The organism is Microbacterium endophyticum (genome assembly GCF_011047135.1).
In the GTDB taxonomy this organism is placed as follows: Bacteria; Actinomycetota; Actinomycetes; order Actinomycetales; family Microbacteriaceae; genus Microbacterium; species Microbacterium endophyticum.
Genome location: NZ_CP049255.1, coordinates 2,197,558 through 2,216,481 on the forward strand (window position 1 = coordinate 2,197,558; position 18,924 = coordinate 2,216,481).

The window sequence follows — 18,924 nt, forward strand, 5'->3', positions numbered from 1 at the left end:
GCTTACCGTCGCACCCGCGCCCGTGATCGGATGACACCCTTCAACGATGCGCGAACCGGCTGCCCCAAGTAAATACCGAGCGATGCGCCGACGGCGAGGCTGATGCCAATCACACCCGCGCTCACCAGAGTGCCGAAGCCTGCGAGGAGCAGCGTGGGATCTTCACCGGACTCCACGATCGTGAGCAGACCTCGGAACACCGCAGCCCCGGGCACCATCGGCAAAATTGCGGCTGTCGTGATCGCCACTGAAGGCACATGAAGTCGATATGCAATGAGGATGCCGACGAAGCTGCCCGCGAATGCACCCAGGCCGCTGGCGGCCGCGATGTCGAGCCCGATACTCGAAGCTGCCAGGTACGCCAGCCACGCCACGAGGCTGAGGAACGCGCTGACGACGATGATTCGAAGTCCAGCACCGTTGTAAATCGCGACCGACACTGCGATGAGTACCGCTCCGAAAAGTTGCAGCGGCACTGGCCCGAGCGGCACAGCTTCGCTTGGTGGCTCCATGGCGAGCCCGACGACACGGGCTGTTTCGAGGCCCACCAGAATTCCTAGGACGACACCGAGAGTCTGGGTCATGAGCTCGAGAATGCGGCCGAGTGCAGTGAGCGCGAAACCGTCGATCGCATCTTGAGCAGCGCCAACCACGGTGAGTCCCGCCAGCATCAGCACGATTCCGGACGCCACGATGACCGACGGCCGAATCTCGGACGCGACTTCAAGGTTGGTCATGGCCAGCAGGGGGGAGAGTGCGGCGACCATCGTGAGTACGAACGCGCCGGCGATCTGGCTGAAGAAGAACGGAACACGTGCTTTCGCGAGGACCGCCTGGGTGAGGGCAGCCAGAGCGGCGGCGATAAACGCGAGCGCGATGACGAGCCAGCTACCGCCGAACATGACGGCGACACCGACGGCCAGCGTGGCTTGAGCTGCGACGACAACAGCGGGGCGATATCGAAACGGCGTTCCTCTGATAGCCCGGTATTCCAGTCGCGCCGCATCAACACTCAGCCCATCGCCGATCTGAAGCACAAGTGCTTGGAGTCGCTGCAACTTTTCGTGGTCGGGAGCACTCACGCGCACCACGCGCATGAGAGTGAGCGGCCGGTCAGCACCACTTCGGTGATGCGCGATCGTGATCGAGTTGTACGTCACATCGGTATGTACCGGGTCCAGCCCGTACGCGCCTGCTACACGAACAATTGTGAGGGTGACTTCGCTCGCTGGTGCACCGGTCGACAACATAGTCTCGCCGATACGAACGGCAAGGTCCAGAATGCGTACCGCCATCGAATCATCAATGATCGGTATCGCCTCGGTCATCGCTTGCGAAGAGGATTCGCTGCGAATGAGCGCGTTGAGCGAGGTGAAGATCCCGCGGCGTGGGGGCTGCATTTCGCCGCTCTCCTCGTCTGTATCGGGTGGACCAAAGCAACCACCCATCCTACTGATGCCGCCCTCGAAAATGCTGGACGCCGTATCGCCGTTGACGTGCAAAGTATCCGAGCGGACTGCATGTTCGAGCTGGCATATCTGGATCCGTAAGATGGACTGTTGGGCGTAGCATCCGAGCGCCTTTCATCCCCGGGAGTTTCACTGTGGCGCTGATCGTCCAGAAATACGGCGGGTCATCCGTCGCCGATGCCGAGAGCATCAAGCGCGTCGCTAAGCGCGTCGTTGATGCGCGTCGGGCAGGGCACGAGGTTGTCGTCGCCGTCAGCGCGATGGGAGATACGACCGACGAACTGCTTGCGCTTGCATCTCAGGTTGCGCCGATCCCCGCTCCACGCGAGCTCGACATGCTGTTGTCGAGTGGTGAACGAATCTCAATGGCGCTGCTCGCCATGGCGATTTCATCGATGGGTTTCGAAGCGCGCTCTTTCACCGGCAGTCAAGCCGGCATGATTACGGATGCCACGCATGGCTCCGCGCGCATCGTGGACGTCACCCCTGTTCGTCTTCGCGAGGCGCTCGATGAGGGTGCAATCGTCATCGTCGCCGGCTTCCAGGGCTTCAACCGTGACACCCGCGACATCACGACTCTCGGTCGTGGTGGCTCCGACACGACCGCGGTTGCGCTCGCTGCCGCGCTCCAGGCCGATGTCTGCGAGATCTACAGCGACGTCGACGGTATTTTCACGGCAGACCCACGCGTCGTTCCGAAAGCACGGAAGCTTGATCGAGTCTCGAGCGAAGAGATGCTCGAACTTGCCGCAAACGGTGCGAAGGTCCTGTACATCCGCGCGGTCGAATACGCGCGCCGTCACGGCGTACTCATCCACGCTCGCTCGACTTTCAGTTCGAGCGAGGGCACGTGGGTGCTCGGCCGCAATACTCGTTCTGATCTCGTCCCCCAGGGAGAACACATGGAAGAGCCGATTGTCGCGGGCATTGCCACCGACCTGAGCCAGGCAAAAATCACCGTTATCGGTGTGCCCGACGTTCCCGGAAAAGCCGCGGAGATCTTCAAGATCGTCGCCAAGAGCGGGGCAAACGTCGACATGATCGTGCAGAACGTATCGGCGGCCACGACCGGTCGCACCGACATCTCCTTCACACTGCCCAAAACGGATGCTCCGGCAGCCATGCGCGCGTTGACCGGTGAGCAGTCCGAGGTGGGCTTCGAAAGCCTCATTCACGACGATCAAATCGGAAAGCTCTCGGTGGTGGGCGCCGGAATGCGCACCCACTCGGGTGTGTCCGCGACACTTTTCGAAGCGCTGAGCGTTTCGGGCGTCAACATCGAGATGATCTCGACGAGCGAGATTCGCATCTCCGTCGTGGTTCGCGGCGACGACTTGGCGAATGCTGCGCGCATCGTGCACTCGGCTTATGGCTTGGATGGCGACGTCGAGGCAACCGTCTACGCAGGCACAGGTATCTAGTCCAAAGCTCGAGGGCGTCGTGTGAGAGCACGGTAGAATCGGGCAACCCCGCGCGGAAATTCAACGGATGCCGCGCGTCCGTCACACCCGAGGAACACCATGACCCGCATCGCAGATTCAGGACTCTCCGTCGCCGTTGTCGGCGCCACCGGCCAGGTCGGCAAAGTGATGCGCGAGATTCTCCTCGAGCGCAACTTTCCGATTGGTGAGCTGCGGTTGTTCGCGACAGCTCGTTCTGCTGGAACCTCGATCGACTTCGGTGGACACAGCGTGATTGTGGAGGATATTGCCACTGCTGACCCCGCTGGAATCGACATTGCGCTCTTTTCGGCGGGCGCGACAGGTAGCCGTGCTCACGCTCCGCGGTTCGCGGCGGCGGGCGCGACGGTCATTGATAACTCGAGCGCGTGGCGCATGGACCCCGAGGTTCCGCTCGTGGTTAGCGAAGTAAATCCCCACGCAATCGACGAAGCGCACAGGGGCATCATTGCCAACCCGAACTGCACGACGATGGCTGCGATGCCGGTCATCAAGGCTCTGCATGCCGAAGCGGGCCTTGAGCGTCTCATCGTCAGTACCTACCAGGCGGTGAGCGGTTCCGGCCTCGCCGGTGCTCAAGAGCTTCTGGGTCAGGTCGAGGGAGTACTCGCGCAAAACAACACCCTTGCTCTGGTCCACGATGGTTCGGCTGTCGATTTTCCGCAGCCAGAAAAGTACATTGCCCCGATCGCGTTCGACGTCATTCCGTTTGCCGGCAACCTTGTCGATGACGGCTTCAACGAGACCGACGAAGAGAAGAAACTCCGCAACGAGAGTCGCAAGATTCTCGAGCTTCCGGACCTCCGGGTGGCAGGCACATGTGTACGTGTTCCCGTGTTCACCGGACACTCTCTGAGCATCAACGTGGAGTTTGCTCGCGAGATCACTCCCGCCCGTGCGCGCGAGGTGCTGTCTTCGGCGCCGGGTGTTGTTCTCGAAGAAGTGCCCACGCCGCTGCAAGCAGCCGGTACGGACCCGAGCTACGTCGGTCGTATTCGTGCGGATCAGTCAGCTCCCGAGGGTCGCGGGCTGGTGCTTTTCATCAGCAATGACAACCTGCGAAAGGGCGCTGCCCTCAACGCGGTGCAGATTGCCGAATTGGTTTCCGCGCGCATCACTGCAGCCGCCTGAGCGGCTCTCGTCCTCGCCGCTCGCGCCTAGACTTAGTACCGTGACTGAATCCGTCGACGTGCTGCTCATCGGTGGCGGCATCATGAGTGCCACGCTGGGCACCTTCCTCTCTGAACTGCAGCCCGACTGGAAGATCGTTGTCCACGAGCGGTTGGGTGACGTGGGGCTTGAGAGCTCCAACGCCTGGAACAACGCTGGTACCGGCCACGCAGCGCTCTGCGAGCTCAATTACATGCCCCCGGCCGCTGACGGCTCGGTCGATCCCGCGAAAGCAGTGTCGATCAATGAGCAGTTCCAGTTGAGCCGGCAGTTCTGGTCGTCGCTCGTGGACGATGGAGTACTTGATGAACCATCGACGTTCATCAATTCGACCCCACACATGACTTTCGTCACGGGCGAGAAGGATGTCGCCTACCTCAAGAAGCGCTACGAGGCTCTCCGTACGCAGCCCTTGTTCTCCGGCATCGAATACAGCGAAGACTCTCGCGTCATCAATTCGTGGGCTCCGTTGTTGATGCAGAAGCGCCGCAAGGGGGAGCCGTTTGCGGCAACCCGTGTTCCTGCCGGAACTGATGTGGACTTCGGTGCCGTGACGCATCAAATGTTCGACAACCTGCGCACCCGCGGTGTCGACGTGATCACAAACCGCGAGGTGAAAAACCTCAAGCGGTTGAAAGATGGCACGTGGCGTGCCAAATACCGCAACGTCATCGGGGGCACACCCGGATACATTAACGCGCGGTTCGTCTTCGTTGGCGCTGGCGGCTGGGCTATCAAGCTGCTGCAGAGCTCCGGCATTCCCGAAATCAAGGGTTACGGCGTTTTCCCGATCGGTGGCCAGTGGCTGAAGACGAGCAAGCCCGAACTCGTCGCTCAGCATCAGGCGAAGGTTTATTCGCAGGCGTCGGTCGGTGCGCCACCGATGTCGGTCCCGCACCTCGACACGCGTGTAGTCGATGGCGAAACATCACTTCTCTTCGGTCCGTTCGCGACATTCAGCCCCAAGTTCTTGAAACAGGGAAAAGTGTGGGACCTCGTAACTCAGGTACGCCCCCATAACATCGGGCCGATGTTGAAGGTCGCCGTCGATAACCCGGGTCTTATCAAGTACCTCGTGGGAGAGCTACTCAAAAATCACGCGAAAAAGGTCGACAGTCTCCGTGACTTCATGCCGACCGCGCGAGATGAGGATTGGGAACTGCTCGACGCGGGGCAGCGCGCCCAGGTCATGAAGAAAGACCCCCAAAAGGGCGGTGTCTTGCAGTTCGGTACCGAGGTCGTGGCCGCCAAGGATGGCTCGATCGCAGGCCTTCTCGGTGCCTCCCCGGGAGCATCGACCGCGGTGTCGATCATGCTTGAGCTTTTGAGATCGTGCTTTCCTGACCGAATCTCGGGCTGGGAGCCACGCTTGCGTGAGCTCATTCCGAGCTACGGCGAAAAGCTCAATGAACGCCCGGCCGAGGCTGCGGAAACGCTAGGCGCCACGTCGGCAACTCTTCAGCTTTCAGCCTAGAAGGAGTGGCCGGTGGCCAAACTCTATTTCCGCTACGGCGCGATGAATTCGGGCAAGTCCACGGCGCTTCTGCAGGCTGCCTATAACTACGAGGAGCGAGGGCAGCGAGTGCTGCTCGCGAAGCCTGAAATCGATACGAAAGATGCTGACCGCATCTCGAGCCGGCTCGGTGTGTCGAGAGAGGTCGACTTTCTCATCCGGCCCGGCGATGATGTTCGCGAGCTCTTTCGAGACAATCGACACGATGGTGTGGCATGCCTTTTGATCGATGAAGCGCAGTTCCTCACGCCTGCGCAGGTGGACGATCTTTTGCGCATCGTCGTCTTGGAGGGCGTTCCGGCGTTGGCGTACGGCATCCGCACCGATTTTCGTACGGAAGCGTTTCCGGGCTCCCGCCGGCTGATGGAGCTCGCGCACAGTTTGGAAGAACTCAAGACCATTTGTCGCTGTGGGCGGAAGGCTCTGTTCAACGCGCGGCTCGTCGCCGGGCGGTTTGTCTTCGACGGCGACCAAGTCGCGATCGACCAGCTCACGGCCGACAGCGTTACCTATGAGTCAATGTGTGCCGAGTGCTACCTGACTGAATCGGGCGGGCGACTCGCCGTCTGAGCCATCATGCGCGGCGGCCACGGAAAAAGCATCGAGGTCGTGCGCTGGTAGTCGGCATATTCCGGATACTTGCCGGCCGAGATCGATTCGGTGAAAATCGTCGATCCGATAAACAGCACTGTTAAGAGCGCGGCACCTACGATCGTCCAATTAATGACCCCGCCCCACCACCCCAAGGATGTCGCGGCGGTCGCGCCGAGAAAGTAGAACGCCCACCACTGCGCCTGCTCGAAGAAAAAGTTGGGGTGGCGACTGAACTTGAAAAGTCCTCCGGTCGCGAAGCCCGGCGCCAGGGCGCCTCCCGCGCTTTGTTTGGCCTTGTGGAACGTCCACTGCTGCTGATCCGCGACGTATTCGCCGATCAGAAATCCAAGAAAACAGAGCGACCATAGGGCATCCCACCACGTGAGGGGCGCGGGGTTCTGCCACGCAACGAGTGCGGGAAGGGCGATGAGCACGAGAAGCGCATTTTGGTAGAGCACGATGAAGAACAGGTTGAAAAGCTGGAACTGCCAGGTCTTCATACGCGCTCGGAGGATTGCCCAGCGATAGTCCTCCATGCCCGAATAGCCACCCTTCCGGGCGAAGTTGACGGTGAGGCGGGCGCCCCACAGTGTGACGAGCGCGGCCATGATCAAAAGGCGTGCCGAATCAGCGCCCGCTGTAAGGCTTGCCGACGCGAAGATCCAGACATATGCGACCGGGACGATCGACCAGATTCGGTCTACCCAGGAGGTGTCTTTCGTCACGAGTGAGAGGACCCAGCACGCAAAGCTGACGGCGGCCGCGACCACAAGCACGAACGAGAGAGGGGTCATGAGCAAAGGGTAGAGGAGACTGACGCGCTACCGACGCTTTGCATGGTCGGACCACACGCGATAATGTGGTCTGACCATTGGAGGAAAATGTGACCATCATCGAAGAAGATGTGCCCACGCGGGCGTGGCGTTCAGTTCTTGAAACGATCGAATCCCAATTGCTCGAGGGCCTCCTTGCTCCTGGAGATCGGTTGCCGTCGGAGCGTGAGCTGGCGGCGAAACTGGGTGTCGGTCGCTCGAGCGTTCGTGAGGCTTTCCGGGTGCTCGAGGTACTCGGACTCATCCACACCGCAACGGGGAGCGGTCCTTCCGCCGGCGCGATTATCATTGCCACCCCGCGAGGTGGAATGGCCGCGCTTCTTCGCCTGCAGGTTGCGGCTCAAGGTTTTCCGCTTGAAGATGTCGTGGCGACGCGGCTCATGCTTGAAGCATCCGTCGTCGAAACTCTCGCCAACGACCCTGGGCGCGAGCTTGAGACAGCTCGAGAGATTCTCGACGCGATGGATGCGACGACTCTCGAGCGCAGCGAGTTCGTGGCGCTTGATGCGCGCCTTCATGTGGCGCTTGCAGAGGCTACCGGCAATGTCGTCGTCTCGGCGATGATGGCGGGCCTGCGGTCGGCCATCGAGTCTTACGTTCAAGCTGGGGCCGCGGCGCTACCCGATTGGGATGAAGCGTCGACGAACCTGCGCCATGAGCACCGCGAGATTGTTGCCGCCATCGACGCCGGCGACGCGGCATCCGCTAAAACTCTCGTGCACGATCACATCACCGGCTACTACGCGGGCGTCACACGCGACATTCTTTAGGAAAGAGGCAACAATGGTTTCCCGACAGCTCCCGAAAGTTCCGGAGCTTCTTGAACTGATGCAGTTCAAAAAGCCGGAGCTGAACGCGAAAAAGCGACGACTTGATCAGGCGCTGACGATCGCTGATCTTCGAAAGATCGCGAAGCGCCGCACTCCGAAAGCGGCTTTTGACTACACGGATGGCGCCGCCGAGGGTGAAATCTCACTAGCGCGTGCGCGTCAGGCGTTTGAAGATGTCGAGTTTCATCCCGGCATTTTGCGCCCTGCACCTGATGTTGACACTTCTACGACGATTCTTGGCGGCCCGAGCGCCCTGCCATTCGGAATTGCCCCCACCGGGTTTACCCGCCTCATGCAGACCGAAGGCGAGAGCGCGGGGGCCGCCGCCGCGGCCGCGGCGGGAATTCCCTTCACGCTTTCAACGCTCGGGACTACTTCGATCGAGAACGTCAAGAAGGCTAATCCGCACGGGCGTAATTGGTTTCAGCTTTACGTCATGCGTGATCGGGACATCTCATACGCCCTCGTGAAGCGAGCGGCCGAGGCGGGCTTCGATACTCTGCAATTCACGGTCGACACACCCGTTGCGGGCGCGCGCCTGCGCGACAAACGCAACGGATTTTCAATTCCGCCGCAGCTAACCGTCGGCACCATCGTCAATGCGATTCCGCGCCCGTGGTGGTGGATCGACTTCCTCACGACACCGAAGCTTGAGTTCGCGTCGCTGTCCACGACCGGCGGCACGGTGGGGGAGTTGCTTAACGCCGCTATGGACCCGACCATCAGCTATGACGATCTTGAGGTCATTCGCGACATGTGGCCGGGAAAGATCGTCATCAAGGGTGTTCAAAATCTGGAGGATTCGAAGCGGCTCATCGACTCCGGGGTGGACGGGATCATTCTGTCGAACCACGGCGGGCGGCAACTTGATCGAGCGCCCATCCCGTTCCGACTATTGCCGGAGGTCGTTCGCGAAGTCGGACGGGATGCGACAGTGATGGTCGATACCGGCATCATGAACGGTGCCGACATTGTGGCATCCATCGCTCTCGGCGCAAAGTTCACACTGATTGGGCGCGCGTACCTTTATGGCTTGATGGCCGGCGGTCGAGAAGGTGTGGATAAAACCATCTCTATCCTCCGCAGTGAGATCGAGCGCACGATGCGCCTGCTGGGCGTATCGAGCCTTGAAGAACTACAGCCGAGCCACGTCACTCAGCTGATGCGGCTCGTCCCGGTGTCGGACGCAGCGCGTTCCGCGGCCAAGGCTTAGCGAGGAGCGAGGGTGGGGAGAAGACGGTCGAGGTAGTCGGCGGTGTCTTCCCACCCTTCGACCGCGTGACATTCGACGCCCAGCGTTAGCACCGGATAGTCATTGCCGTCAGGGTCGAGTCGGTCGCCGACGAAGAGCATGTCGCTGAGCGGGATGCCGGTTTGCTCGGCGAGCTTCGTCATTCCGTATGCTTTGTCGATGCCTCGGTGTGTGATGTCTACTGAGGTGGAGCCGCCGGAGCGTACTTCCAGGTCTGGGATACGAGCAGCGACGGCCTCGCGGAGAGCATTCTTCTTCGAGCCCGTCGGGTCCCACGCCATCTTTGCCTCGAGCGGGGCGCGCTGGCCGAGGGCCGAGAAGGTGATCTGTGACCCGCGGTCCTCGAGGATGTCGCCCCAGGTTTCGCTTTCCCAAAGGCCGAGACGACGTGCCTCTTCTTCGACGGCCGCGAGTGCGCGTACTTTTTCATCGTCACTCAGCGTGTGTGCGTACACGGTCGTGATCCCTGAAACCTCGAGGCGGTAATACTGGGTTCCGCACGTGGGCATGAGGTGAAAAGCGGAGAGAACTTCTTCGGCGGAAGGCGGCAGCTTTTCGACGACCTGCGTGCGGAACTGTGCGAGTTGCCCGCCGGAGATGATGGCGACATCGACGCGCTGCGCGAGAGCGACAAGGAGCTCTCCGATGCGGGGGTCGATTTCGCTTTTCGAAGGAGCGAGAGTGTCGTCGAGATCGAATGCCACAAGTTTGGGCGTGCGAGGGGAGGGCATTTCAGGCTCCTATCGTCGTTATGCGAGAGGCTCCGCCTTCCGGCGGAGCCTCTCTGTTGTCGGGGTGACAGGATTTGAACCTGCGGCCTCGTCGTCCCGAACGACGCGCGCTACCAAGCTGCGCCACACCCCGTATCAACCACACAACTCTACCGTGATTCGAGCGTGGCGACGAATCGCCCTCTTCTCGTCCGTCGCGCGCGTGAGATCGCGATCATTCCGATTCCGAGGGCGAGCACTGCTGCTCCGAGCGCGCCCAGCTGACGCACCGGCATTCCATTGCCGTCGCGCGCACCCGTGACTGCAAGGTCGCTCACGATCGTCGACTCGTCTTCGTCGCCACAGGTGCCTTTCGCGAGCACGAGAGTTTCGGCATCCGCTGCGGTGCGGTAACGCAACTCGGCTATCCACTGCTTGGTGCCGGAGGTGGGCGAGCTCACGTCTGGCGAACGGTATTCGCCGCTGCCATCGAGTGGCACAACCGTGGTCTCGTACTCAAGCGTGTCCTCTGTGCACACCGGCAGAGTGTCGGGCTCGTTGTGAAAAACGAAGAAGACGAGCTCGGCGTCGGTATCGGCGGCGAGCCCCGTCACCGTTGCGTTGTCGTAGAACGACTCGTTGACTCCTGCGCGCTCGAGCGCTGCGGTCACGACCTCTGGAGAAGCCACCGCGGTGGTTTCGTTTTCGAGGCCGCACGCGCCCTGCGCGAGAAGACGTCGTTCCCCGCCATCGGAGGGGGAGTACCAGAGATACTCGATCCAGTAGTAGCTGCCCTGCTGGTGGGCGCGGACTTCCGGCGAGACGTAGTCACCCTCGTCCGTGACTGGGATCGGTTGCGTCGTCTCAACGAGCGTTTCCGGGGTGCAAGCGTTGGCAGGTTCGGTGTTTCCTTCTGCGTGGTAGAGCTCGAATGTCAAGTCAGTCGTACCACTGCGGGGAACCGGCCCCGTAACGTGCGCTGTGTCGGTGATGGCCGCGCCGAAGTCAGCCTCGGCAAGTGCGGTCGTCGTCACCGTGGGAAGCGGTGCTGTCGTCGTCTCGCTCTCTATCCCACACGCGCCGACGTGCACGCTGCTTCCCTCATGATCTCGTGCGTGTTCTTGCCAGTAATACGTGCCGAAGTCGGGAACATTCGGCGCCTCGATCGTGATTGTTCCAGGTTGGCTTACCAACACCGGTTCGCTGTTTTCCCACACCAGATTTTCTGGCGTACAAGCATCGGCTGGAGCGACCCCCTCCGGAGCGCGAAAGACGGATGCTGTCACGAAAAGACCGTTCGCCGGAACCACTCCGTCGACGATGATGTCGTCGCTCATGGTGCCACCTACAGCGGCCACTGGCTGGGCTCTCGACGAGATGGCGGCAACCATCGTGATCTGGCTCACCTCACCGAACTGTTCCGTCCAGCTGTAGTTTTCGGGCAGCGTCGCTGCGACCTCGTCGCTTTGTTCCGCAGCATTGATCTTCCATACCGCGGTATAGAAACCGGGCCCGGGAAGTTCCCATTCTGATTCGACACGATAGGGCACCGTCGGGCCGCTCGATGACTCGCTCGTGAGTGCGAGAGAACCAACCTCTTCTGCATCACTCGGGATCTCGTCTGCCAGCGCGGGCTCTGACTGAGTGCGGTAGACAGTTCCGATTGCGGATACCGGGAGATAGTCGCCCCCGCCGTCTCGCGCCCACGTGCCCTCGGCGGCGGCGAACGTGACGTCGTCGGTGTAGCGGCCACCGGGTACGTAGCGGGCGGCAACCTGGGTCGTGATCACCGGCGAGAAAGTCGTCTCACGGTCAGCGGCATCTTCTGCCGACATCGACACTTCCACACGTCCGGCGGGACCGGCTGTGTCTTGACCGCCAGGTGTGGAGAAGTGATGCACCGCCCCCGCGAAGCCTCCGCTGAACGTACCCGAGGCGTGCACGCGAAAACCTCTTCCGGCCACGGGTGCCTGCGCCTGAATCTCGTATGTCGTTTCCGGTGTGGCATTTTCGATCGTCGCGGATCCGCTCTGCACGAAGATTCCATTCTCCAGCGCGAGAGTGCCAGACGCGTGAGGTACGTCTGTGTGGGCCGTCACGGTGCCGCGTAACGGATCCGCCTCGTCGATCGTTAGCGAGAGTGAGCCCGTCCCACTAGCGGGGGCGGCTGCAGTGTTCGTGGCTTCTGTGTAGTACGCGGCCGCAAGGTTTTGTACGGCTTCGTCGTGTTCAGAGGCAAGCGACGAGAACGTCCAGTGAATTGCACCCTGCAGGCTGTCGCCTTGATATCCGAAGGCATGAAGTGTTTCGTGCCAATTCGCAATTGCTTTGACGGCCCACCCGACGCTTGCCGCTTGCACCGGGTCGCTGGTTTGGCCGTACTTCGACACGAGCAGGTTGATACCGGTCAGCTGCGCGGAGCTGAGACCGGCAGCAGAAGAACTGATGCCGTTATCAACCGTGTTTCCGGTGGGTGCAGGCTGGCCCGGCACTATGCAGTAGGTGTGCACGCCACCGACGACCATCGAGCCGTGCCAACCGTACGTCGATGTCGGGGCCCACGTGCCGAAACCACTTCCTTGAGAAGCAGCTTGCACAGGCAGGGAAATCAGAATGCCGCCGGTTGCTAGTGCCACCACGATCACTATCGCCACAAGGATTCTTCGCATGCCAACGATCGTCGATCGCCGGCGCACTCGTCGAACTCTCCGCGCGCGTCGCGGTGGATAACCCCGGTGCATGCCGAGGCTGTGGAGAGAAGGCCGTAGTGGCTATCGGCGGGGCAGAAGCGTGAGCAGAGACGCTTCGGGGCGGCATCCGAATCGGATCGGCGCGTAGATTGAGTGGCCAATTCCCGCGCTCACGTTCAGCGGGGAAGATGCTTCGCCGTGAGCCCAGGAACTGAGGCCGCGCGCCTGGTCGAGCGGGATGTCGCAATTTGCCACGAGGGCCTTCGGCGAGCCGGGGATTCGTACTTGTCCGCCGTGAGTGTGACCGGCGAAAATCGTATCAGCTCCGAAATCGACGAACGCATCGAGGACTCGGCGGTAGGGCGCGTGCGTCACTCCGAGCGTGAGGTCGGTACGTTTTTTCAGCTTGCCGACCTGGGGAGCAAGTGACGGAATATCATCCCACTGTCGATGCGCGTCATCCACGCCAAAAGCGTTGATTTTCACATCGCCGACGCGCAGTGCAGCGGTCGAATTGTTGAGACCGTGCCATCCCAAGTCGTCCTGCAGGAACCTGTCGAGAGCGCGAGTGTCCAGGGGTTCTGCCTGCGGGGTATGCGATGAGGGGCCGATGAAGTAGCGCAAGGGGTTACGCGGCGACGGCGCGACGAGATCGTTCGAGCCGTGTACGTAGAGGCCGGGAATCCCGCGGAATGCGCTCAGCGCTTCGCGGATACCTTCCAGACCACGCGGATGCCCGAGGTTATCGCCGGTATTGATCACGAGGTCAGGGCTCAACTGCGCGAGAGAAGCGATCCACTCCTGTTTGCGGTGCTGCCTCGGAGCCATGTGGGCATCGGAGATATGCAGGACTCGCAGTGGTCGCGACCCGGCAGGCAAAACGTAGACATCGTGCCTGCGAACGGTGAACAAATAGCGTTCAATCCCGATACCCCAGACAGCGGCACCGACGCCGGTTGCCCCCACCGCAGCGAGAGCGGTGAGGGCGACCCTTGTGCTGCTCGATGTCACGGGCAGGATGCGGCGGTGTAGTTGATCGAGACAGTTGCGCCACGCGCGACGACAGTACCGCCAGCGGGATCGGTTCCCGTCGCAGTCTTCGTCTTGTCCTCGGGCTTGTCCTTGTCCTTTTCGCCGCTGGCGCTGCCGGTTTCAGTGCAGGTTCCTACTACCGGGTTCAAGCCGGCTCCGGAGAGCGTTTGCTGCGCCTGGGCGAGCGTTCCGCTCACGCCCGGAACGGAGACACCGTTTCCATTGCTGGGTGTGATCGTGACGGAGGTGCCGCCAGCGACTTTTCCAGCCCCCGGGCTCTGGCTGATGATCGTTCCAGCAGCCTCGACGCCGTCAGCAGCGTCGGTGACGGTCACGGTGAAGCCAGCATCCGATAGCGTCTGCTGAGCCTGTTCAGTTGACTGGCCGATGACGCTCGGCAGGTCGCGATAAACGGTGCGGATGAGGTTCGGATCTGGTGCGGGGAAGCTGTCTCCACCGTAGGCCACGTTCGCTGAATGCTGGATATCTCGCGCGATGGAATACCGCAGGCTCGACAGTTGGCGTCCGTTTGCATACTGCGTGAAAAGATCGGCGTCGCCGGAGGCGTTTCCTACCCAAACGGCCGTCGTCACCTTGGTCGAGGATTCGATCATCCAGGTCTGGAACGACTCGTGAGTTCCGGTCTTTCCGATGAGGGCTGTGCCATCCCACGGGTTTCCCTGCGAGCCAGTGCCGCTGCTCGCCATGACGCCCTGTAGCGCGTACGCGGCCGTCGCAGCGACTTCAGGTGTGAGTACCTGGGTGCATGTCTTCTCGGCGAGCTTGAGGGCATCACCGTCTGAGTTGGTGACCTTATCGATCGCGGTGGGCTCACAGTAGGTTCCGTTGTTCGCGATGGTGGCATAAGCACCAGCCATAGCGATCGGCGACACGTTGTCGGAGCCGATGACGTTGGTGCCGTACTGCATCGTGATCGGCGTGCCATCGCCGCGCGTGACGCCCATCTTCGTTGCATCGTTGGCAATGTCGCAAAGGTCGAGCTCAGATGCCATTGCGAGGTAGCCAGAGTTCAAGGACTGTGCGGTGAAGCTCATTGGTGTGCCGACGGATCCGCCGACCTTATTGAAGTTGTTGATGAGCGTATTGGAGGTGTTATTCCAGTCGCCGGTGCAGGAGTTCCGCATCGTTTTGAAGACTCGATTTCGGCCATCGAGCACTTCATTAACGGAGTGCCCCTGTTCAAGCCAGTCGACAAGCGTGAAGAGCTTGAATGTCGAGCCGGCGTTGAAACCGTCGGAGTTTCCATACGTGGAATTTCCGGCGTAAACGAGGGACGTGTAGTTCGGATCGTCGGCCAACGAGGCATCTTCGCTGAACTTCGTATTCTGTGCGATCGCGAGTATTCGACCCGTAGATGCTTCGATGCTCACCGCCGTAGAACCAAAGTCCATGCCGCCGACCGAAGTCGGAGCGTAAGCATTCATCGAGTCTTGAGCCTGCTGCTGTACGCGCCAGTCGAGTGTCGTGTAGATGTTCAAACCGCCACGCTTGAGCGTTCGGTCACGTTCGTCTTGTGTCTCACCGAGTGCGGTATCTTGGCGAACTACCGATACGACGTACTGGCAGAAGTAGGCGGCATCCCCGGCGGCGGCACAGCCCGTGGTCGGGTCGGTAATGTTCGGCTCGATCGGAGCCGCGACGGCCTCATCGTGCTGGTCTTGGGTGATTTTTCCATCACTCAGCATTCGATCGAGAACATAGATCTGACGGTCTTTTGTCAGCGAGTAACCGTCTTCGGCGCTGTTGATGGGGTTTCCATCGCGGTCGGTCGATGACCCGCCTGGCATATCGATGCGATACGTGTTGGGGTTCTGGACGATGCCGGCGATGACAGCGGCCTGGCCGAGCGTGAGGTCGGCGGCGGAGACGTTGAAGTAATGGTGGGCAGCGGCTTCGACACCGTAGGTCGTTCCGCCCAGGTTCACGATGTTGAGGTAGCCGAGCAGAATCTCGTTTTTCGAGTACTCCTGTTCAAGTGCGATCGAGTACCGCATCTCTTGCAACTTGCGTTCGATGCCGTCGGAGCCGCTCGAGTTCGTCGCCTCGGTGAAGCACTGTTGCTTCTCTTCGTCAGACGTGGCGTTGCTTTCACAGCGCTGGATCAATACGTTCTTCACGTACTGCTGGCTGATCGACGATCCACCCTGCAATTGGCTCGAGCCGCTGAGGTTGCTCAAGAGCGCGCGCGATGTGCCGATAAGGTCAATGCCGCCGTGCTCGTAAAAGCGAGGGTCCTCGCTCGAGAGCAGCGCGTCGTACATGACGGGCGCGATCTCGTCGAACGTGACCGGTTCACGGTTCTGCTCGTAGAACTGCGTGAGCTCGGTGTACTCGCCCGTTGCTTGATCTTTCGTGTAGATCGTCGAGGGCAGCATCAGGTCATCGATTGCCAAATAGTCAGGCATGTTCTCGAACATCGAGATCGCACTTGACGCAGCGGCGCCGGTGACTGCAACAGCAGGAGTGATTGTGGCAGTGATAAGTACACCGGCAGCGACGCTCAGACCAACCAGTCCAGCGAGGCCGCCGAGCACACCGCTGGCAGTCCGTTTCTTCTCGGGCATAGGCTTGATGCTAGGCCAGATACCTGGGGAATCCCTTGATCACGCGCTTATCAGCGCAGGCTTTGCCCTTACCGAACCGCGAACATCCGGAGCTCCGATGACCACGTGGGAATACCTCACCACTCCTCTTTTGATCCACAACACTGCCGCGATCCTCAATAACTGGGGTAAACAGGGGTGGGAACTCGTTCAGGTTGTGACCGGCCCCGAAGGCGGTCTTGTCGCGTATTTCAAGCGACCGACCGGCGGTGGGACCGCAAACGCCGGACTGGATGCCGCAGCTGTCGCCGCTCAGCAGTTCGAGGGGAAGTGAGATGAGCATTTCAGCAGCCCTCACGAACCTAGGTATCGATCTTCCTGACGTCGCCTCACCCGTCGCGTCCTATATTCCAGCGACGACACACGGTGATCTGGTGTTCACCTCCGGTCAGCTGCCGTTTGTGGCGGGGGTTCTCCCGGCGACCGGCAAGGTCGGCGAAGGGCGTGGACATGTGGACTCCGCCGACGCCAGCCAGTATGCGCGTGTGTGCGCGCTGAACGCGCTCGCGGCTGCTGCTGCGGCGGTCGGAGGGGTGGATCGTCTGACGGGTGTAGTGAAAGTCACGGGGTTCGTGGCATCCGCTCCTGAATTCACGGGTCAGCCTGGCGTTATCAACGGCGCGAGCGAATTGCTCGGAGAAATCTTCGGTGAAGCCGGCTCACACGCACGCTCTGCAGTGGGCGTCGCAGTACTTCCGCTCGACTCTCCTGTCGAGGTCGAGGTTATTTTCTCATTCGAATGAGCTAGCGCGACTAGAGCACCTGCGCGCTGATCACGCTCATCACTGCAGTGTCCGCAGAGGGTCGTGGTCTCTCCGACATCACGACCCTCTGCCACATCCCGCAACAAACGGCGCATGATCTTTCCGGAGCGGGTCTTCGGCAGCTTTGCTTGATGATCTAAAAGCGACCGCCGCCTGGCCGGAGGTGTCGTCATAGGCGCCGACAATGGCAGGCTCGGTGGTGGGTTTGTATGAGACCGATGCCGCCTCGATCTCCATGGCCGAGAGGCGGCGGTCGGAGATAATCATGACGTCATCCACACGACCCAAAACCCAGACATCACCGTCTCGTCTGCGCTCGTTGCTTCCGAGTTTTCCACGACAAACGGTGTGGCTACGGCCGAGGGGAAGTATGCCATCGACACGCCCGGATAGATGCAAATGGTCATCGATCCGGTGAAGGATCTGACGACGACGGCACGTGATGAGGTGCGAGCGGGCGTTGCCGCTGTGCTCGTGGGTCACGATGCCTCCGTGACCTCTTCTGTAGGTGTCGCGTGCTCATCCAACGACCGCGAGCTCGTCAGCGTCAATGCGCCCCACCCGGAGAGCAGCCCGACAACCACCGCCAAGGCGATGAAAATCACCCTCTCGCCTGCGAAATATGCGGTTATGAGCTCCGGACTCCAGGCACCGTCCGGCAGTACTGTCGTCACGAGTGCCGCGATGAGCGTGCCGACGGCGGCCGTGCCCACGCTCGTGCCGACCTCCTGGGCGGTGTCGTTCAGTGCGGTCCCCATGGAGGTGCGGTTCTTGGGCATGGCGCCCACGAGAGCGACCGCGCAGATCGTCATGACGGTACGCAGTCCGATCGTTATGACGACCATCGCGGCGGCGATGGCGACGTAGCTCTGCTCCACGCTCCACGCCATCGCGAGCAGGCCGACCACAAGGAAGATTGTTCCGACGAAGGCAGCGATGCGGTGACCGAACCGGCTCGCGAGTCCCTCCGAGATCGGTGTGGCCGCGAACATCGTGACGATGATTGGAAGGTTCGCGAATCCTGCGTCCATGGGGCTCCACCCCCAGGCGTACTGGAAGTGCAGGATCAGCGCGAACATTACGCCCGTCATCGCGATGGATGTGCCGACTTGAGCGATCGTCGAGCCGCGCACCGTCCCATGACTGAATAAAGACAGATCGAGCATGGGCGTGGCCGCGGTGCGCTCGCGCCAGATGAACAGGGCGAGGCCGAGCGCCGCGCCGAGGATCGACCCTATGGTGAGGGGAGAACTCCATCCGTTCTCCACGGCGCTCGTGAACGTGTAGCAGGCCAAGCCGATCGTGAGGATGCTCAGTGCCGCACCGGCGACATCCAGCCGATCCCGGGTGAGCCCCTCTGCGGTGTCGCGGGGTACCCCGAGGCGGACGCCGACCACCGCGACCAGCGCGATCGGCGCGTTCACCAGCAGAAGCCAGTGCCACGAGAGATGGGTGAGCACCGTGCCGCCGAGGAGGGGCCCGATGACGAAGCCCGACATTCCGACCACGATCATCATCGTCATTGCGCGCATCCGGAGCTTGTCGTCGTCGAAAAGTCGAAAGACGAGGGAGTTCGTGATGGGAGCCATGGCTGCTGCCGCAATGCCGAGGGCCGCGCGGAGAGCGATGAGTTCGCCGGTGCTGCTCACCAGGAGCACGGCGAGGCTGAGGGTGCCGAACAGTGCGAGTCCAATCTGAAGCACCCGTCGTCGCCCGAACCTGTCGGCGACGGAACCCGCGGTCAGAAGCAGTCCACCGAACGTCAGGGCGTACGCGCCGCTGACCCATTGCAGAGAGGTCGTGTCTCCGCCGAGATCTCGCCCAATCGTCGGGAGGGCGATGGACATAAGGGTGTTGTCGACCATTTCGACGAAGAATGCAAGGCAGAGCGCCCCGAGCGGCAGCCACGCAGCTTTCAGTGACGGGTATATGCGGGTCGGTGCGGGAGTAGTCGATGTACTCATGGCGAAACCTTTCTCGAAC

The 18,924-nt window shown here is 61.2% G+C and carries 16 protein-coding genes, 1 tRNA gene and 1 pseudogene; 8 read left to right on the plus strand and 10 right to left on the minus strand.

Going from position 1 to position 18,924, the window contains the following annotated elements; translation table 11 throughout:
* Positions 1-2 precede the first annotated feature (2 nt).
* Positions 3-1,400, minus strand: coding sequence for a threonine/serine exporter family protein (locus tag G6N83_RS10265; RefSeq protein ID WP_165141762.1), 1,398 nt, complete (start codon positions 1,398-1,400; stop codon positions 3-5).
* A 203-nt stretch (positions 1,401-1,603) separates the two neighbouring features.
* Between G6N83_RS10265 and G6N83_RS10270 the strand changes: the two genes are divergently transcribed.
* The 4 genes from G6N83_RS10270 to G6N83_RS10285 all read left to right on the plus strand — a co-directional run bounded on the left by G6N83_RS10270 (position 1,604) and on the right by G6N83_RS10285 (position 6,182).
* The gene (locus G6N83_RS10270; RefSeq protein WP_165141764.1) at positions 1,604-2,890 is read left to right on the plus strand and encodes an aspartate kinase; all 1,287 of its coding nucleotides are present in this window, start codon (positions 1,604-1,606) and stop codon (positions 2,888-2,890) included.
* Between the two features lie 99 nt (positions 2,891-2,989).
* Complete coding sequence (locus tag G6N83_RS10275; protein ID WP_165141766.1) at positions 2,990-4,060, plus strand: aspartate-semialdehyde dehydrogenase; 1,071 nt, start codon at positions 2,990-2,992, stop codon at positions 4,058-4,060.
* 82 nt (positions 4,061-4,142) lie between these two features.
* Positions 4,143-5,573, plus strand: a complete 1,431-nt coding sequence (mqo, locus tag G6N83_RS10280) for a malate dehydrogenase (quinone) (protein ID WP_241246339.1) — start codon at positions 4,143-4,145, stop codon at positions 5,571-5,573.
* 12 nt (positions 5,574-5,585) lie between these two features.
* Positions 5,586-6,182, plus strand: a complete 597-nt coding sequence (locus G6N83_RS10285) for a thymidine kinase (RefSeq protein WP_165141770.1) — start codon at positions 5,586-5,588, stop codon at positions 6,180-6,182.
* Here G6N83_RS10285 and G6N83_RS10290 read toward each other — a convergent pair.
* On the minus strand, positions 6,146-7,000 hold the full coding sequence (locus G6N83_RS10290; RefSeq protein WP_165141772.1) for a DUF1295 domain-containing protein: 855 nt from the start codon (positions 6,998-7,000) through the stop codon (positions 6,146-6,148). The genes G6N83_RS10285 and G6N83_RS10290 overlap by 37 nt on opposite strands.
* A 98-nt stretch (positions 7,001-7,098) precedes the next feature.
* Between G6N83_RS10290 and G6N83_RS10295 the strand changes: the two genes are divergently transcribed.
* Positions 7,099-7,809: a FadR/GntR family transcriptional regulator gene (locus G6N83_RS10295; RefSeq protein WP_165143393.1), complete on the plus strand. Its 711-nt coding sequence runs from the start codon at positions 7,099-7,101 to the stop codon at positions 7,807-7,809.
* Between the two features lie 13 nt (positions 7,810-7,822).
* Complete coding sequence (locus G6N83_RS10300) at positions 7,823-9,082, plus strand: alpha-hydroxy acid oxidase (protein WP_165141774.1); 1,260 nt, start codon at positions 7,823-7,825, stop codon at positions 9,080-9,082.
* Here the strand turns inward: G6N83_RS10300 and G6N83_RS10305 are convergent.
* From G6N83_RS10305 to G6N83_RS10325, 5 genes are all read right to left on the minus strand, one after another.
* On the minus strand, positions 9,079-9,852 hold the full coding sequence (locus G6N83_RS10305; protein WP_165141776.1) for an HAD-IIB family hydrolase: 774 nt from the start codon (positions 9,850-9,852) through the stop codon (positions 9,079-9,081). The genes G6N83_RS10300 and G6N83_RS10305 overlap by 4 nt on opposite strands.
* Before the next feature lie 59 nt (positions 9,853-9,911).
* Positions 9,912-9,985, minus strand: a tRNA-Pro gene (locus G6N83_RS10310).
* A gap of 16 nt (positions 9,986-10,001) precedes the next feature.
* Positions 10,002-12,500: a hypothetical protein gene (locus tag G6N83_RS10315; RefSeq protein ID WP_165141778.1), complete on the minus strand. Its 2,499-nt coding sequence runs from the start codon at positions 12,498-12,500 to the stop codon at positions 10,002-10,004.
* Between the two features lie 102 nt (positions 12,501-12,602).
* The gene (locus G6N83_RS10320; RefSeq protein WP_165141780.1) at positions 12,603-13,532 is read right to left on the minus strand and encodes a metallophosphoesterase; all 930 of its coding nucleotides are present in this window, start codon (positions 13,530-13,532) and stop codon (positions 12,603-12,605) included.
* The gene (locus G6N83_RS10325) at positions 13,529-16,138 is read right to left on the minus strand and encodes a transglycosylase domain-containing protein (protein ID WP_165141782.1); all 2,610 of its coding nucleotides are present in this window, start codon (positions 16,136-16,138) and stop codon (positions 13,529-13,531) included. The genes G6N83_RS10320 and G6N83_RS10325 overlap by 4 nt, the downstream gene beginning before the upstream one ends.
* A 97-nt stretch (positions 16,139-16,235) precedes the next feature.
* Here G6N83_RS10325 and G6N83_RS10330 point away from each other — a divergent pair, with 97 nt between their 5' ends.
* Positions 16,236-16,451 carry a Sp36 family protein gene (locus tag G6N83_RS10330; protein WP_165141784.1) on the plus strand — a complete coding sequence of 72 codons (216 nt, stop codon included), beginning with the start codon at positions 16,236-16,238 and terminating at the stop codon, positions 16,449-16,451.
* A gap of 1 nt (position 16,452) precedes the next feature.
* On the plus strand, positions 16,453-16,920 hold the full coding sequence (locus G6N83_RS10335; RefSeq protein ID WP_165141786.1) for a RidA family protein: 468 nt from the start codon (positions 16,453-16,455) through the stop codon (positions 16,918-16,920).
* Between the two features lie 10 nt (positions 16,921-16,930).
* On the opposite strand, the pseudogene G6N83_RS10340 reads toward G6N83_RS10335, so the two are convergent.
* The 3 genes and pseudogenes from G6N83_RS10340 to G6N83_RS10350 form a co-directional block, all read right to left on the minus strand.
* A pseudogene (locus G6N83_RS10340) lies at positions 16,931-17,247 on the minus strand (acetyl-coenzyme A synthetase); the annotation flags it as partial.
* On the minus strand, positions 17,205-17,348 hold the full coding sequence (locus G6N83_RS10345) for a hypothetical protein (RefSeq protein ID WP_165138068.1): 144 nt from the start codon (positions 17,346-17,348) through the stop codon (positions 17,205-17,207). The pseudogene G6N83_RS10340 and the gene G6N83_RS10345, both read right to left, overlap by 43 nt.
* A 72-nt stretch (positions 17,349-17,420) precedes the next feature.
* On the minus strand, positions 17,421-18,905 hold the full coding sequence (locus G6N83_RS10350) for an MFS transporter (protein WP_165141788.1): 1,485 nt from the start codon (positions 18,903-18,905) through the stop codon (positions 17,421-17,423).
* Positions 18,906-18,924 lie beyond the last annotated feature (19 nt).

What these genes read in the sequence shown, in the direction of transcription:
- G6N83_RS10305 (WP_165141776.1), bottom strand. Translation starts at nt 9,852, where the DNA reads ATGCCCTCCCCTCGCACGCCCAAACTTGTGGCATTCGATCTCGACGAC.
- G6N83_RS10290 (WP_165141772.1), bottom strand. Translation starts at nt 7,000, where the DNA reads ATGACCCCTCTCTCGTTCGTGCTTGTGGTCGCGGCCGCCGTCAGCTTT.
- G6N83_RS10300 (WP_165141774.1), top strand. Translation starts at nt 7,823, where the DNA reads ATGGTTTCCCGACAGCTCCCGAAAGTTCCGGAGCTTCTTGAACTGATG.
- G6N83_RS10330 (WP_165141784.1), top strand. Translation starts at nt 16,236, where the DNA reads ATGACCACGTGGGAATACCTCACCACTCCTCTTTTGATCCACAACACT.
- G6N83_RS10325 (WP_165141782.1), bottom strand. Translation starts at nt 16,138, where the DNA reads ATGCCCGAGAAGAAACGGACTGCCAGCGGTGTGCTCGGCGGCCTCGCT.
- G6N83_RS10350 (WP_165141788.1), bottom strand. Translation starts at nt 18,905, where the DNA reads ATGAGTACATCGACTACTCCCGCACCGACCCGCATATACCCGTCACTG.
- G6N83_RS10315 (WP_165141778.1), bottom strand. Translation starts at nt 12,500, where the DNA reads ATGCGAAGAATCCTTGTGGCGATAGTGATCGTGGTGGCACTAGCAACC.
- G6N83_RS10335 (WP_165141786.1), top strand. Translation starts at nt 16,453, where the DNA reads ATGAGCATTTCAGCAGCCCTCACGAACCTAGGTATCGATCTTCCTGAC.
- mqo (WP_241246339.1), top strand. Translation starts at nt 4,143, where the DNA reads ATGAGTGCCACGCTGGGCACCTTCCTCTCTGAACTGCAGCCCGACTGG.
- G6N83_RS10345 (WP_165138068.1), bottom strand. Translation starts at nt 17,348, where the DNA reads ATGACCATTTGCATCTATCCGGGCGTGTCGATGGCATACTTCCCCTCG.
- G6N83_RS10265 (WP_165141762.1), bottom strand. Translation starts at nt 1,400, where the DNA reads ATGCAGCCCCCACGCCGCGGGATCTTCACCTCGCTCAACGCGCTCATT.
- G6N83_RS10275 (WP_165141766.1), top strand. Translation starts at nt 2,990, where the DNA reads ATGACCCGCATCGCAGATTCAGGACTCTCCGTCGCCGTTGTCGGCGCC.